A 14,490-nucleotide genomic window follows, 5' to 3' on the forward strand; every position below is an offset into this window, starting at 1 on the left:
GCGCTGTCCAGGTAACGGTGTGCCGACAAAGCCAATCAGGTCAGCGCCCCGCCGCAACCGCTACCGGCGCCCGCGGTGCACCCGTAGCAATGGTCGGCCGTGGCGATGGATTTCCCAGCGAACTCGTCCAGTGATGCAATATCCCAAATGGTTGCCGAGGGTTCGGCGGCGGCCGGCATGTCAATCATCTGATTGAAGTCACAGTCGTAGATCGCTCCATCCCAACCGACCGACACCAGCGATCGACACATCACGCCTTTGGCAGCGTCGGCGTTGAAGTGCTCCGCCAGGAGCCGCAGGTACCGATCCAGATCCCCGCGTTTGAGCAGGTAGGTTGCGTAGCGTTTGATCGGAATGTTTGTGATGGTCAGCAGCCGATCGAATTGAATGCCGTAGCGACGTTTCAGTTCGCGTTGGTAGTCCGCCTGCAAGGACTGTTGGTTGGGCGGAAGCGAAGGCCCGGTGGGATTGTAGACCAGGTCCAGTCGCAGGGGAGAGTCCTCGCGGCCATAGCCCAGCGCGTTCAATTGCAACAACGCCTCGATACTTTGGGCAAACACGCCGCTGCCGCGTTGCGCGTCCACATTGTCTTCCAGGTAGCAAGGCAGGGATGCCACGATGTCAACTTGGTTTTCAGCCAAGAAGGGTGCTACCCAGCGGTACGACGGCTGCTGAAGAATCGTCAAATTGCAGCGATCGATCACGCGCAAACCCGTCGAACGAAACTCCGTCACCAGCCGCCGAAAGTTCGCGTTCATCTCCGGGGCCCCGCCGGTCAGGTCGACCAGCGAAAGATCGCGGCAGGATTGGGCCAGTTGGATAATCCGGTCAGCCGTCTCGCGGCTCATGTTCTCGCGGGTCTTGGTCGGCCCCGCCTCGACATGGCAATGCGTGCAGGCCTGATTGCACAGCTTGCCCAGATTGATCTGCAACTGGGTGACCGCGGTGCGTTCCAGCGTCATCCCTTCGGCCGCCAATCGATCGGAGAATGGTTGGACCACGCCCGAAGGCAGCCCGGCATTGATGACGGGTAACAGTGCTTTCATGAACTCAGATTTGCCTTTGAGAATTCGTCCGCGGTGTCAGTTTAGAGCAATGGCGAACTTTTGGGGCAACCCGCCTTCGATCGGACCGAAGGCGACATTGCCAACTGGCGGGAACGATCTGCCGAAGTCTGCCGAAACGGGTTAGACTCTTTCGCACCCGTCACGGCACCACAGACACCGACTGGGCCGCGTGGGGACCGACTCCCCGCTGTCGTCTTGGCACGATTCGCAACGAGCTACGGTCGGCCCGGCAACTTGACGAGCGTTTTCGTGTCCCCGTAGTCGGCCAGCCGATCCAGGTTTTCCAGTGCTTCGCCAGTTTTGCTTTGTCGCCCTGATCGTCCTGTTGATCGCCAAGGTGGTCGGCGTGATCGCGCAGGGTCCCAGCCCGGTTGTCATGGACGCCGCGGGTTACTGGTCGCTGGGCGAGACGGCACGACAGGGCGATTGGCTGCTGCTGCGGGAACCGATTGCCTACCGAACGCCGGGCTATCCCTGGCTGATCGCGGTGACCCGAGCCGTCCTACCCGATCCACTGTTTTGGCTGACGTGTTTGCAGGGGGCGATGTGGCTGGCAACGGTCTTGATCACGGGACTGTTGGCGGGATCGTTGGCGCAGGACCGCCGGGCCGCCTGGTTCGTCTTGATCGGGGCGACGTTGATGATTTCATCGGTCGTCTACGTCACCACGGTGCTGACCGAAACGCTGTTTGTCTTTCTGCTGATGGCCCACCTGGCGTCGGTCGTCCGCCTGGGTCGATCCCCGACGATCGCCGGCGGCGTGCTGGCAGGGCTGACGCTGGGATTGACGATCTTGACCCGACCGATCGCGATGCTGCTGTGGATTCCGGACCTGATTTACCTTGTCGTCCATTGGCAAACGCGGTGGTCGGTCGACCGCCCCGCGCCGCGTGGTTTGCACCGCCGGGTCAGTGTGGCTGTGGCGGCGTTGCTGACGATCGGCTGCCTGACGCCCTGGCTGACGCGTAACCGGGCATTGTTTGGCGAGGCGATGATCACGGAGTTTGTCGGTCGCAATCTTTGGATCGTTACCTTTCAAGACGGCAGCGGAGCGGGGTTGTCGCTGCCGGACTCTGCGCCCGCAAACGAACTTCAGCGACAGATCGGAGCGGCCACGTGGCGGGATCTGCAGACGGATCAGCGATGGCGGCACACCTGGACGATTTCGGATTCGCTGGTCCGGTCCGGCCTGTCCGATCCGGCGGCCGACCGCTTGATGAAACAGGTCGCCGTGGATGCGGCGCTCCAGTCGCCGAAAGTCTTCATGGCCAAAGCGATTCGGCGATGCGTCAATTTCTGGCGGACTCGAGCCACCGAGCTGCCCGTCCAGTTCGCTCAGTTGGCACCGGACGATGCCAGATCCGGCGAACAACTGCGAAGGGAACTTTACGCCGGAGAAGCTGTCTGGGGGACGCCGCTGGCACCCATCCAGACATGGATCCGCTACCGCTACAGCAACTGGTTGACCGGCAACACGCTGTTGATGATCGTGACCGGACTGGCCACGGTCGTGATGATCTATCGCAAATCGACGCGGGCGGGGGGCATTTGGGTTGCTGCGGTCTTCGGTTATTTTTCCCTGGTCACGGGAATCCTGGAGATCCCCGCCTACCGGTATCGAATGATTGTCGAACCGATGGTGTTGCTGGTGATCAGCGTGTCCGCCAGCCTGCTGTTGCCGGGAAGTTCCGCCCCAACCGACCAGACACAATGAACGCATGAGTGAGACGATCGAACTGTCCGTCGTGATGCCCTGCCTGAACGAGGCCGATACGGTCGCCACGTGCGTGCAAAAAGCCGTGCGGGCCATGCAGGAGAAAGGCGTTGTCGGCGAAGTCGTCGTGGCGGACAACGGCAGCACCGACGGATCGCAGGAGTTGGCGGCCGAGCACGGCGCGCGTGTGGTCCCCGTCACCGAACGCGGCTACGGCGCGGCCCTGATGAATGGGATTGAGGCCAGTCGGGGACGGTTCGTCCTGATGGGCGACGCCGACGACAGCTACGACTTTCTGGAGATCCCAAAGTTCGTCGACGCGCTCCGGCAGGGGTCCGATCTGGTGCAAGGCTGTCGCCTTCCCCGCGGCGGCGGGCACGTGATGCCCGGGGCGATGCCCTTCCTGCACCGCTGGTTCGGCAACCCCGTGCTCAGCTGGTTGGTTCGATTGATGTTCCGCATCCCGATCAACGACGTTTACTGTGGCATGCGCGGATTCACGCGGAAGCACTACGACCGTCTGGACCTGCGCTCGCCCGGGATGGAATTCGCCACCGAGATGATCATCAAGAGTGGCTTGTACGGCGCATCGATGAGCCAGGTGCCGATCACGCTGCATCCGGACGGCAGGAAGGAACACGGCCCGCACCTGCGTACGTTCCGCGACGGTTGGCGTACCCTGCGGCTGTTCCTGGTGTTCAGTCCCAAATGGACGTTCTTCCGCCCCGGACTGCTGCTGATGGCGATCGGCTTGCTGGGTTACGCCTTGGCGATGCCTCAAACCGCGGTTTTCGGTGCCAAGCTGGACGTCCACACCCTGCTGGTGGCAAGCCTGCTGATTTTGATGGGCTGGCAGTGCGTCTTGCTGGCGGTACTGGCAAGGATCTTCACCGGCCGGGAGGGCATGATGCCGCCACACGAAAAACTGGAACGGGTGACGGTGGAACGGGGACTGGTGTTGGGGATCCTGGAAGGTGCGATTGGAGCGTTGTTGATCCTGGTGATTGTCTGGCGCTGGTGGCGCCAAGACTTTGGCCCCCTGGTCTATCCGCAGACGATGCGTTGGGTCGTCCCCGGCGTCACCCTGGTGGCGATCGGATTCCAGACCGCGATGGCGTCATTGATGGCCGGGGTGTTGCAGATGCAACGCCACCGACGCGCCCCCGTGGCTGTTGAACGGGAATCTGCAACGGGGGCGGCGTGATGCAAGGTGACGCCCAACCCAACATCATTCGCCACGTCGCGTCGGGCCAACTTTGCTGCGACCCCGAATGGGAAGCTGCCTACAAGCGGTTTGAAACACCGGAAGAAGAAATTCAAAAGTTCATTGGCCGGCTGAAGCGGTTCGGCTTTGAGGAGCTGGATCGGGACGCGCGGATCGTCGAGATCTTTTGCGGCCGTGGAAACGGGCTGATCGCTTTGCAGCGGATGGGGTTTCGACGGTTGGAGGGCGTCGACCTGAGCGACACACTGCTGGAGGAGTACCGGGGCCCGGCGACGCTGCATCTGGCCGACTGCTTGGACCTTCCGATGCCAGCGGACAGCTACGACGTGGTGATCGTCCAGGGAGGACTGCACCACCTGCCACGGATCCCGGACGACCTGGATCGGTCGCTGGCCGATGTCGCACGGATCCTTCGCCCCGGCGGGTCGTTCTACGTGATTGAACCGTGGCGGACGCCGTTCCTGGTGCTCGCCCACGCCATCACGGATCGGTCGCTGGTGCGCAAGCTGTATGCCAAAGGCGACGCCTTGGCGACGATGACCGAACGTGAACGGGTGACGTACGAACAATGGCTGGGCGCGCCCGAGGTGATTCGGCACAGCTTCGATCGACATTTCCGCGTTCTGTCCTGGCAAACCCGGTGGGGAAAGCTGGCCGCCGTCGCGACGCCAGGCGATCAACCTGCCAGCGATGCTTCTGCAGGCGTTGCCGCCACTGGCGAACGTGCCGATCGAGATTCCGCTTCTGCTGATTGACGCCAGACGGTTTGCTCCGTTCCTTTCCTCCCGCACCGAAAGCTCAACCGTGAAGCCCTCTTTGATCCGGCACTGGATTGACGCGAAGCCCCACGGCACCGAAAGCGGCCGGCGGTTCCAGTCGGTCAATCCGGAAGATGGAACGGTTGTCGCGGAGGCGTTGCGTGGCGGAGCGGACGACGTTGACAAGGCGGTGGATGCTGCCCACCGCGCCGCCGAACCGATGGCCCAGACCACTCCGTCCGAGCGCGAAACCATCCTGCTCCAGGCCGCGGCTTTGCTGCAGCGTGACGCCGATGAGTTTTGCGATTTGTTGATTCGTGAAATCGGGTCCCCGATCGGCAAGGCAAAGATGGAAATCGAGATCGCGACTCGGTTGCTGAAGGCAAACGCGGGGATCACGCGACGCCTGACCGGCCGGACCTACCCCAGCGACATCCAGGGTCGATGGAGTTTGGGCTTTCGCCGCCCGATCGGCGTGGTCGCCGGGATCACGCCATTCAACGTGCCGCTGATCAAAGGCGTCAAACAGGCCAGCACGTCGCTGGCGACCGGAAACACGTTTGTCTGGCTGCCATCGGAGCACACACCGGCCATCGCCGATCGCACGGCGCGTCTGTTCCACGAAGCCGGTGTCCCGCCGGGCGCGATGAACGTGGTGTTCGGAGACGGCAGCGAAATTGGTGACCACCTCGTGTCGGACGCGCGGGTCGCCGCGGTGACGTTCACGGGATCCGAGCGCGTCGGCCGTCACGTGCAATCGATCTGCGGGGCGGAAGGAAAGCGTGTTACTTTGGAGTTGGGTGGCAAGAATCCTTTGGTGGTGCTGTCCGATGCCGACCTCCCCACCGCGATCCAGGCGGCAATCCGCGGCGGATTTATCTACCAGGGACAGATCTGCATGGCGTCCAGCCGGATCATCGTGGCCCGATCCGTGTACCAGGCGTTCCTGGACGGTTTCGTTGCGGCTGCCTCGGGCTTGTCCCTGGGTCCGCTCAGGGAGCCGACGACGATGATCGGTCCGCTGATCGACTCGCAAACCTGCGACCGAATTCGCGAGCGTCTGCGACAGGCTGTCGAGCGGGGCGCCAAGATTTGCTGCGGCGGGCAATGGTCAGGAAACCGGTTGCACCCCACCGTGATCATCGACGTCGATGAAGACATGCTGCTGTTGCGGGAGGAAATCTTCGGACCGGTCGTCACGGTGGAAGGAGCAAACGACGTCGACCACGCGATCAACTTGGCCGCAAGCGCCCCCGGGATCCTGTCCGCCGCCGTCCACACCGCTTCGTTGGCGACGGCAATGGAATTCGCCCAACGACTGCCGACCGCGATGCTGCACATCAACGATTCGACCTTGCAGCAAGAGCCCGAGGTCCCCTTCGGAGGCGACGGTGCCAGCGGTTTTGGTCGCGAAGGGATGGAAACAGCGCTCGATGATTTCACGCGTTGGCAATGGGTGACGATGCGCGGCGTCTGACGTGGGGTGGAGTACCGGACGCCCCAACCACGTCGGGCTGCCGATGCGACAGGGGGCCGCAAGAGCACCCTGCAACACGCCAACGTCAGCCAGAGGTGCTATGCAACACCACCAAGCGACACCGCGCCGCGGCGGTTCCTAACGGCCGACCAAACGCTATCCTTGTTGGATGGAAATCTCACAAGAATTGGCTGACCGCGTGATGCGGTTGGTGGTGTCGTCGGACTATCGCCCCAGCAAGCCGAAGCAAATCGCCGAAACACTGCGTCTGGATCCGGACGAATACCGCGAACTGCGTCGGACGATCAAACAATTGGTCCTGGAGGGTCGATTGTTCTACGGGTCCAACCACTTGGTGATCAGCCCTGGCATGGTGGGCGGCCCCCACGACCAGGTGCGCGGGGTCTTTCGGATGGCCGCCGGCGGCGAATTCGGGTTCCTGCGTCCGGGTGACAGCGGCGACGAAGCCGTGACCGAGGATTTCTTCATCCCACCCGGCCAGACCGGCGGGGCATTGGAAGGCGATCTGGTCGAGGCCAAGGTCCGCCCCTCACGTCGCGGCGGAACAGAAGCCAGCGTCGTCCGGATCATCCAGCGGGCACGACGTCAATTCACCGGCACCTTTGCCACACTGAAGGGACAAGCCGTCGTCTACCTGGACGGGACCCCCTACGAGGAACCGGTGCAAGTCGGCGACGTCAAAGGCTTGCCCATCGAGACCGACGACAAGGTGTTTGTCGAAGTCGTCAAGTTCCCGGAGGAAGACGGCAAGGGGGGCGAAGCGATCATCTTGGAACGCTTGGGCAGCAGCACCAACCCGGCCATCGACACCCTGACGATCATGCGGCAGTACGGTCTGCCGGACGAATTTCCCGAAGAGGTGATCGACGAAGCCCGACAGCGCGCCGATGAGTTCGATGAAGACCAGATTCCGGCCGACCGATTGGACCTGACCGAACACCTGACGGTCACCATCGATCCCTTCGACGCCCGTGATTTTGACGATGCAATCTCCTTGCAACGCGAACAGAACGGACACTGGCGTTTGTGGGTTCACATCGCCGACGTCGGACACTTCGTGAAACCCGGCGGAAAACTGGATGAAGAGGCGCGGCGTCGGGCAACCAGTGTTTACCTTCCGGACCGCGTCATCCCGATGGTCCCGGAAATCATCAGCAACCACCTGGCAAGTCTGCAGCCGGACAAGCAGCGGCTGGCCAAGACGGTTGAAATCGAGATGGACGAAGACGGAACCGTCGTCCACACCGAGGTGCACAACAGTGTGATCCGCAGCGATTTGCGTTTGCACTATGCCCTGGTGGACCAGTTCTTGGATTCGCCGGAAAAGTACCAGGACAAATGGGGACCGGCCATCTGCGACCTGTTGCGGGACATGCACACCTTGGCGATGCAGATCCGCCAACGCCGCTTCCGTCGCGGTGCCATTTCGATGGACATGCCCGAGGTCAAATTGGAATTGGATCGCAGCGGCAAAGTCAAAGGCGCTTACCGCACGGTGAACACCGAAAGCCATCAGATCATCGAAGAGTTCATGCTGGCCGCCAACCAGGCGGTGGCAACGTGGTTGGACGACGCCGATCTGAACTTCCTGCATCGCATCCACCCGCCGCCGGAACGGCGAAAGCTTCGCCAACTCTCCAACTTCGTCCGCGACCTGCGGCTGGGAATCGACTCGGTCGAGAGTCGCTTCGAGATCCAGCAGGTGCTGGACCGCGTCGCCGGCACGCCCCTTGAAGATGCCGTCAACTTCGCGGTGCTCAAGAGCATGAACAAAGCCGTTTATGGGCCTCAGAACGACGGCCACTACGCGCTGGACATGCAGCACTATTGCCACTTCACCAGCCCCATTCGACGCTACCCCGACCTGACGGTTCACCGCCTGGTGGATCGATTGCGGGCCGGCGAATCGACGCCCGACGACGCCTACGGCACGGTGTTGAAATTGGGACACCACTGCAGCGACATGGAACGCAACGCCGCTCAGGCCGAACGCGAATTGACTCAGTTGAAGCTGTTGCACTTTCTCAAGAAGCATCTCGGCCAGACCATGCCCGCAGTCATCAGCCGGGTGTTCGGCGACGGCTTCCTGGCCCGCTGCATCAAGTTGCCCGTGGACGGATACGTCGGGATGCACCAGTTGCCGCCCGACAAGTACCGGTTTGAACGACGCGGCCAGATGTTGGTGGGATTCAAGGCACACAACCGCTATCGCCTGGGAGACCAGCTGACCGTCCGCGTGGCCAAGGTGGATCTGACGCAGCGGCAACTGTTCTTCGAACCGGTCAAGAACCATTCGGTGGGCAAGAGCGACCCCTTCGATCGCAGCGGGAAAGCGTCCAACAAATCACCGTACAAGGCGAAGCGAAAAAAAGACCGGCGTGACAAGAAGAAAAAGAAACGCCGGAAACGCTGACGCGGCGGCCACACCGGCCGGGGCGGTGAACGTTCACCGCGCAGAATGAACGGGGAGCGTCAAATCGGACGGTACCGGCGCGGTTCGTCCAATCCGACCCGCCTTTGCGATCGGCCGGGATTCTCTGATCGGGCGGGCTTTCGCGATCGGCAGGGCCCCCGCGATTGGCCGGGGGTGGAGGTGAAAATTCGCGACATTTTCGCTTCCGATGCGTTTCGACCGCGCCGAACCCTGGAACGTGCTTGCACATTCGATACACTCTGGCGGTGTCATGACGACCGAGGCCGCAGGCCAAGATCGCCACGCCGCACACTGATCGTTGACATTTTGGCCCCGCATTCGAAGCGTCCCGACACGGTGATTGTCGTCCAACAATCGCCTGCCGTTGGCGTGGATTGGTGTGATGGGTGCAGTGAGACTTCGGCGCGACACGAGTCATTGGTCGACAAAGCCAGCACCGACGGACCGCACCCAACCCCTTTCGAGTGACGCATGAGTCAGGTTCAACTTTCCTCCACCCCGCTCGACCGGTGCCATCGCGACGCGGGCGCTCGCATGGTTCCCTTCGCGGGCTGGGAGATGCCGATCCAGTACGATTCGATCGTCAGCGAGCATCACGCCTGCCGCACCGCCGCGGCCCTCTTTGACGTCTCCCACATGGGTCGACTTCGCTTCGACGGCGAGGGCAGCGCAGAATTGCTGGATCGGTTGATGACGCGTCGCGTCACGGATCTGGCCGTCGGTGGCGTGCGTTACGGGCTGATTTGCAACCGCGACGGAGGCACGCTGGACGACGTTCTGGTCTCTCACCTGAAGACGCCCAGCGACACGCGTTATCACCTGCTGGTCGTCAACGCCGCCAATCGGGAAAAGATCGTCGATTGGATCAAGCCTCACCTGGAAGACTTTCCACGCGTGACGTTTTCCGATCGCACGGAAGTGACGGCCATGATTGCCGTCCAGGGCCCGCTGGCGATGGAAACCTGCAAGCGACTGTTTTCCTTTGACCCCGCTCGATTGAAATACTACCAGGCGGCGATCACCGACCACCTGTCCAAACCGGTCATCGTCAGCCGCACGGGGTACACCGGCGAGGACGGATTTGAAATCGTCTGTCGTGCCGAAGAGGCGACGCGGGTTTGGGAAAACTTCTTGCTGGCCGGACGCGACGCCGGCTTTCGTCCCGCCGGCCTGGGCGCGCGCGACACGTTGCGGATGGAGGCCGGGATGCCGCTGTACGGACATGAGCTGAGCGAATCGATCGACCCGATCTCCGCCGGGCTCCGCTTCGCCTGCAACATCAAGGACCGCCAGTTCATCGGTCGCGATGCCATCGCCGACCTGATCCAATCCGGCACCCGTCAAGTCCGGATCGGGTTGCTGCCCGAGGGCAAGCGTCCCGCACGGGACGGCGCCGAAGTGCTTGACCTGGACGGAAACCCGGTGGGCACCGTGGTCAGCGGAGGCCCTTCACCGACACTCGGGCACCCGATCGCGATGGCGATGGTGGATCGCGAACATGCCGACGCCCAGGCGTTCCAAGTGGACATTCGCGGCAAACGCTCCAAGGCGACCCGGACCAAACTGCCGTTTTACAAGCGGCCCCAATAGCACCCTTTTCCCAACCGACTGGTTCAACCTGTTTGCAGAGGAGCTGACAACGTGGCACGCGATAAGAGCAAGCTTTTGTACGCCGAAACCCATGAGTGGGTCGACGTGTCCGAGGAAGGCGGACAAAAGATCGCAACGATCGGGATTTCGGACTTTGCGATCGAACAACTCAACGACCTGGTGTACATGGATTTGCCAGAAGTCGGAAAAACGGTCGACGCCGGAGATGAATTCGGTGAAGTCGAGTCCGTCAAAGCGGTCAGTCCGTTGTACAGCCCGGTCGGCGGCGAAGTCGTCGAGGTGCACAGCGACCTGCCGGACAACCTGGAAGGTCTGAACGATGATCCTTACGACTTCGGCTGGATCGTCAAAATCAAAATCGAAGACGAGTCCGGACTGGAGTCTTTGATGGACTTTGCCGCCTACCAAAAACAGTGCGCTGAATCCGGCTGAGTTTCGCGATTCTTACTGTCGCGTCGTCGGCCCGGTTCCCCGGGCCGGTCACTGACTCGGCTGGCGACGGCCGAGAAGTAGCGGTCCCACCCCGACCGCACCACCTGTCTGCCAACCCACCCTGGACGTTTTTATGAACGGGTATCTGTTTCACACCGAATCCGACCGCCGCGAAATGCTCCGCGCGATCGGTGCCGAATCGGTTCAAGAAATCATCGACGGCCAAGTGCCGCCGGCGGTGCAGATGAAGCGGCCGCTGGAGTTGCCGCCGGCCGCTGATGAGATGACCCTGGAGAGTGAACTGCGGCGGTTGGCCGCTTCCAACGCGTCGGTCTCGTCGCACGTGTGCTTCATGGGTGGTGGGGCCTACGACCATTTCATCCCCGCGGTCGTCGATGAGATCGCTTCGCGGGGCGAATACTACACGTCGTACACGCCTTACCAGGCGGAAGTCAGCCAGGGCAACCTGCAGGTGATGTTCGAGTACGAGACGCTGGTCAGCCAGATCACCGGCTTGGACGTCAGCAATGCCAGCCTGTACGACGGTGGATCGGCCGCCACCGAAGCGGTGCTGATGGCGCTCGCTTCGGTCAAGAAACGCCACAAGGTCATCACCAGTGACGCGGTGCACCCCGAGTATCGCGAGATCTTGGAAGCGTATTTGCAAAACATCGATGCCGAGTTGGTGGTCGTGCCGGCTTCGGAATCTGGGACCAGCGAAGGCATCCTCGACGCGATCGACGAACAGACCGCTTGCGTGCTGATTCAGCACCCGAACTTTTTCGGCCGCCTGGAACAAGTTCGAAAGATCGCGGATGCGGCGCATCAAGCGGGCGCCCTGGTCATCCAGTCGTTCGACCCGATCAGCGTGGGTTTGCTGAAACGCCCCGGGGATCTGGGCGTCGACATCGCCGTGGCCGAGGGCCAATGCCTAGGCAATCCGCTGCAATACGGCGGCCCCTACCTGGGCATCATGGCTTGTCGCCAGGACCTGATGCGTCGGATGCCGGGCCGCATCGCGGGCCAGACCACCGACCGTCGTGGCAACCGCTGTTGGGTGCTGACCCTGCAGACGCGCGAACAACATATTCGACGTGAGAAGGCGACCAGCAACATCTGCAGCAACCAAACGCTGCTGGCATTGCGGGCGACCGTGTACCTCAGCTTGCTGGGTCCCCAGGGCTTGAAGGAAACGGCCGAACACTGCGTCGTCAAAACCAACCAGGCTCGTGAGCGATTCGCCGCCAGCGAACGCTTTGAACTGGTTCACGCCGGTCCGGTATTTAAAGAATTCCTGGTCCGCGATCGCGAAGGCGACGTCCAAGCTCTGCTGGAACACGCCACCGATCACGGCGTGCTGGCCGGGGTCCCGGTGGGGCCGATGGAACCGAAATGGAAGGACTGTTTCCTGGTGGCGGTCACCGAGAAGCGGACCGAAGCGGATCTGGACCGGCTGATGAAAGTTCTGGAATCCGCGCCGGCGGACGAAGCGAATCGACTGGCTGAAACTGTTTGAAAGGTGAATCGAGATGCGTAACCAACAAGCCACCAAGCTGCTGTTCGAAATGAGTCGAAGCGGACGGCGCGCGCACCATCTGCCGCCGTTGCCCGCCGAAGGCGAAACAGCCGCGTCGCTGCTCCCCGCTGACCAATTGGCCGATGCGCCACCCCCGCTGCCCGAACTGGCCGAGGGTGACGTGGTTCGCCACTTCGTCAACTTGTCGACGCTGAACATGAGTGTCGACACCCACTTCTATCCGCTCGGTTCGTGCACGATGAAGTACAATCCCAAGCGGAACGAGCGGATGGCATCGCTGCCCGGCCTGGTCGACGTGCATCCCCTTCAAAGCGACCGCTCGGTCCCCGGCGTGTTGCAGATGCTGTACGAGTTGCAACAAATGATCGGCGAGATCGCTGGGCTGCCGGGCGTCTCCTTGCAGCCGGCCGCCGGAGCGCACGGCGAGCTGACCGCCCTGTTGGTCGCGGCCGCCTATTATCGCGATCGCGGTGAAGACCAGCGTCGCTACGTCTTGACCGCGGATTCCGCCCACGGGACCAACCCGGCAAGCGCCCAGATGGCCGGCTTCTCGACGCGAACGGTCAAGAGCAATGCCCAGGGGCTGGTGGATCTGGACGACTTGAAAAGCAAGTTGGACGACAAGACCGCGGTGTTCATGCTGACCAACCCGAACACGCTGGGGCTGTTCGATTCGCAGATCAAGGAAATCACCGACCTGGTTCACGAGGCCGGCGCGCTGATTTATTTGGATGGTGCCAACATGAATGCGATTCTGGGGATCACCCGCCCCGGGGATTTTGGTGCCGACCTGATGCACTTCAATCCGCACAAAACCTTTTCGGGTCCGCACGGCGGCGGCGGACCCGGCGCCGGGCCGATCTGCGTTCGCGACTTCCTGGCGGATTACCTGCCCGGTCCGGTGGTGGAAAAGGTCGGAGAGGAATTCCGCACCGTCGACCCGGCCAAGACGATTGGCCGTGTCCGGAGCTTTTTCGGCAATGTCGGCGTGCTCGCGCGGGCCTACATCTACATCCGCACTTACGGCAAGGAAGGTCTGCGCCGCGTCAGCGAGGATGCCGTGCTGGGGGCCAACTACCTGCTCAGCAAAGTGCGTCACATTTTGGACGTGCCCCACGGCGACCGCTGCATGCACGAGTTCGTCGCCTCGGCAAAGAAGCTGAAAAAGGAGAAGCACTTGTCGGCCATGGATCTGGCGAAACGGCTGCTGGACTTCGGGTTTCACGCGCCGACCGTCTACTTCCCGTTGGTCGTTGAAGAAGCCGTGATGGTGGAACCCACCGAAACCGAGAGCAAGGAAACGCTGGATGCGTTCGCCGAAGCGCTGTTCCGCATCACGGAAGAATCCGGCGATGTGGTCGAACACGCCCCGCATTCGACGAACATCAGCCGTCCCGATGACGTGATCGCGGCGCGAAAACCGATCCTGCGATGGACGGAAAAGGACAAATGACGGCCGAGTCGGTCGGGCGCCTGCTGCCGTTTCGTCGGGGCGACGCCGCCTGGAACATGGCCTTGGACCAGGCGTTGCTGGAATCGGTCGACCGCACCGCCCGCCAAGACGGTCGTGCTGCTGCCACGCTGCGGTTCTACGGCTGGAAAACGGCGACGCTCTCACTGGGTTACTTTCAATCCAGCGAACCATTGCCTCCGACATTTCGGAACGTCGCCCAAGTGCGCCGATCGACCGGAGGCGGTGCCATCCTGCACCACCATGAACTGACCTACAGCCTGACCTATCCGATCCAGGCCCGCGACTCGGGCGCCCGGATGGAACTTTACCGCGGCGTGCATGCGGCAATCGCCCAGGTTCTTGCCGAACGGTCGATCTCGGCCCGACCTCATCGCCTGGACTCGCGGCTGGGCGGTGACGCCGATGCATTTCTGTGCTTTCAACGACGGACCGACGAGGACTTGATCGTCAGCGGTTACAAAGTGCTCGGCAGCGCGCAGCGCCGCATGCGACAGGCAGTCTTGCAACACGGCAGTCTGCTGTTGCGGGTCAGCCGACATGCCCCGGAGCTTCCAGGATTGTTTGAACTGACATCGATCGACCTGGACGTGGAAAAACTGTCGGAACAAATCGCCCGGCAACTCGGTCAAACACTTGGCATTCGCTTTGCGGCCGACGGTGAAACGGAACAGGAACGGACATCGGCCCTGCAAATCGTTGCCGATCGGTTCGCCAGCGACCGCTGGTGGAATCGCCACTAA

Annotated in this window: 11 protein-coding genes; 10 read left to right on the forward strand and 1 reads right to left on the reverse strand. The window is 62.0% G+C overall.

Features of this window, described 5'->3' with window-relative positions:
* Window positions 1-35: 35 nt before the first annotated feature.
* Window positions 36-1,046, reverse strand: coding sequence for an arsenosugar biosynthesis radical SAM (seleno)protein ArsS (arsS, locus tag FYK55_RS09405; RefSeq protein WP_150076136.1), 1,011 nt, complete (start codon window positions 1,044-1,046; stop codon window positions 36-38).
* A 307-nt stretch (window positions 1,047-1,353) separates the two neighbouring features.
* Here arsS and FYK55_RS09410 point away from each other — a divergent pair, with 307 nt between their 5' ends.
* The 10 genes from FYK55_RS09410 (at window position 1,354) to FYK55_RS09455 (ending at window position 14,490) form a co-directional block, all read left to right on the forward strand.
* Entirely contained in the window at window positions 1,354-2,781 is a 1,428-nt protein-coding gene (locus tag FYK55_RS09410) for an ArnT family glycosyltransferase (RefSeq protein WP_150076137.1), read from the forward strand.
* Window positions 2,782-2,785: 4 nt separating this feature from the next.
* Window positions 2,786-3,985 carry a glycosyltransferase family 2 protein gene (locus FYK55_RS09415; RefSeq protein ID WP_150076138.1) on the forward strand — a complete coding sequence of 400 codons (1,200 nt, stop codon included), beginning with the start codon at window positions 2,786-2,788 and terminating at the stop codon, window positions 3,983-3,985.
* Window positions 3,985-4,761 carry a class I SAM-dependent methyltransferase gene (locus FYK55_RS09420; protein ID WP_150076139.1) on the forward strand — a complete coding sequence of 259 codons (777 nt, stop codon included), beginning with the start codon at window positions 3,985-3,987 and terminating at the stop codon, window positions 4,759-4,761. The genes FYK55_RS09415 and FYK55_RS09420 overlap by 1 nt, the downstream gene beginning before the upstream one ends.
* 49 nt (window positions 4,762-4,810) lie before the next feature.
* The gene (locus FYK55_RS09425; protein ID WP_161604394.1) at window positions 4,811-6,241 is read left to right on the forward strand and encodes an aldehyde dehydrogenase family protein; all 1,431 of its coding nucleotides are present in this window, start codon (window positions 4,811-4,813) and stop codon (window positions 6,239-6,241) included.
* Window positions 6,242-6,410: 169 nt separating this feature from the next.
* On the forward strand, window positions 6,411-8,675 hold the full coding sequence (gene rnr, locus FYK55_RS09430; protein ID WP_150076141.1) for a ribonuclease R: 2,265 nt from the start codon (window positions 6,411-6,413) through the stop codon (window positions 8,673-8,675).
* A gap of 492 nt (window positions 8,676-9,167) precedes the next feature.
* Window positions 9,168-10,286, forward strand: coding sequence for a glycine cleavage system aminomethyltransferase GcvT (gene gcvT, locus FYK55_RS09435; RefSeq protein ID WP_150076142.1), 1,119 nt, complete (start codon window positions 9,168-9,170; stop codon window positions 10,284-10,286).
* A gap of 51 nt (window positions 10,287-10,337) precedes the next feature.
* The gene (gcvH, locus tag FYK55_RS09440; protein ID WP_150076143.1) at window positions 10,338-10,739 is read left to right on the forward strand and encodes a glycine cleavage system protein GcvH; all 402 of its coding nucleotides are present in this window, start codon (window positions 10,338-10,340) and stop codon (window positions 10,737-10,739) included.
* A 133-nt stretch (window positions 10,740-10,872) separates the two neighbouring features.
* The gene (gcvPA, locus tag FYK55_RS09445; RefSeq protein WP_150076144.1) at window positions 10,873-12,255 is read left to right on the forward strand and encodes an aminomethyl-transferring glycine dehydrogenase subunit GcvPA; all 1,383 of its coding nucleotides are present in this window, start codon (window positions 10,873-10,875) and stop codon (window positions 12,253-12,255) included.
* 13 nt (window positions 12,256-12,268) lie between these two features.
* On the forward strand, window positions 12,269-13,729 hold the full coding sequence (gene gcvPB, locus FYK55_RS09450; protein WP_150076145.1) for an aminomethyl-transferring glycine dehydrogenase subunit GcvPB: 1,461 nt from the start codon (window positions 12,269-12,271) through the stop codon (window positions 13,727-13,729).
* Entirely contained in the window at window positions 13,726-14,490 is a 765-nt protein-coding gene (locus tag FYK55_RS09455) for a lipoate--protein ligase family protein (RefSeq protein ID WP_150076146.1), read from the forward strand. The genes gcvPB and FYK55_RS09455 overlap by 4 nt, the downstream gene beginning before the upstream one ends.

This window comes from Roseiconus nitratireducens, from assembly GCF_008629675.1.
Taxonomy (GTDB): Bacteria; Planctomycetota; Planctomycetia; order Pirellulales; family Pirellulaceae; genus Stieleria; species Stieleria nitratireducens.

What these genes read in the sequence shown, in the direction of transcription:
- arsS (WP_150076136.1), bottom strand. Translation starts at nt 1,046, where the DNA reads ATGAAAGCACTGTTACCCGTCATCAATGCCGGGCTGCCTTCGGGCGTG.
- FYK55_RS09415 (WP_150076138.1), top strand. Translation starts at nt 2,786, where the DNA reads ATGAGTGAGACGATCGAACTGTCCGTCGTGATGCCCTGCCTGAACGAG.
- FYK55_RS09420 (WP_150076139.1), top strand. Translation starts at nt 3,985, where the DNA reads ATGCAAGGTGACGCCCAACCCAACATCATTCGCCACGTCGCGTCGGGC.
- rnr (WP_150076141.1), top strand. Translation starts at nt 6,411, where the DNA reads ATGGAAATCTCACAAGAATTGGCTGACCGCGTGATGCGGTTGGTGGTG.
- gcvT (WP_150076142.1), top strand. Translation starts at nt 9,168, where the DNA reads ATGAGTCAGGTTCAACTTTCCTCCACCCCGCTCGACCGGTGCCATCGC.
- gcvPA (WP_150076144.1), top strand. Translation starts at nt 10,873, where the DNA reads ATGAACGGGTATCTGTTTCACACCGAATCCGACCGCCGCGAAATGCTC.
- gcvPB (WP_150076145.1), top strand. Translation starts at nt 12,269, where the DNA reads ATGCGTAACCAACAAGCCACCAAGCTGCTGTTCGAAATGAGTCGAAGC.
- FYK55_RS09455 (WP_150076146.1), top strand. Translation starts at nt 13,726, where the DNA reads ATGACGGCCGAGTCGGTCGGGCGCCTGCTGCCGTTTCGTCGGGGCGAC.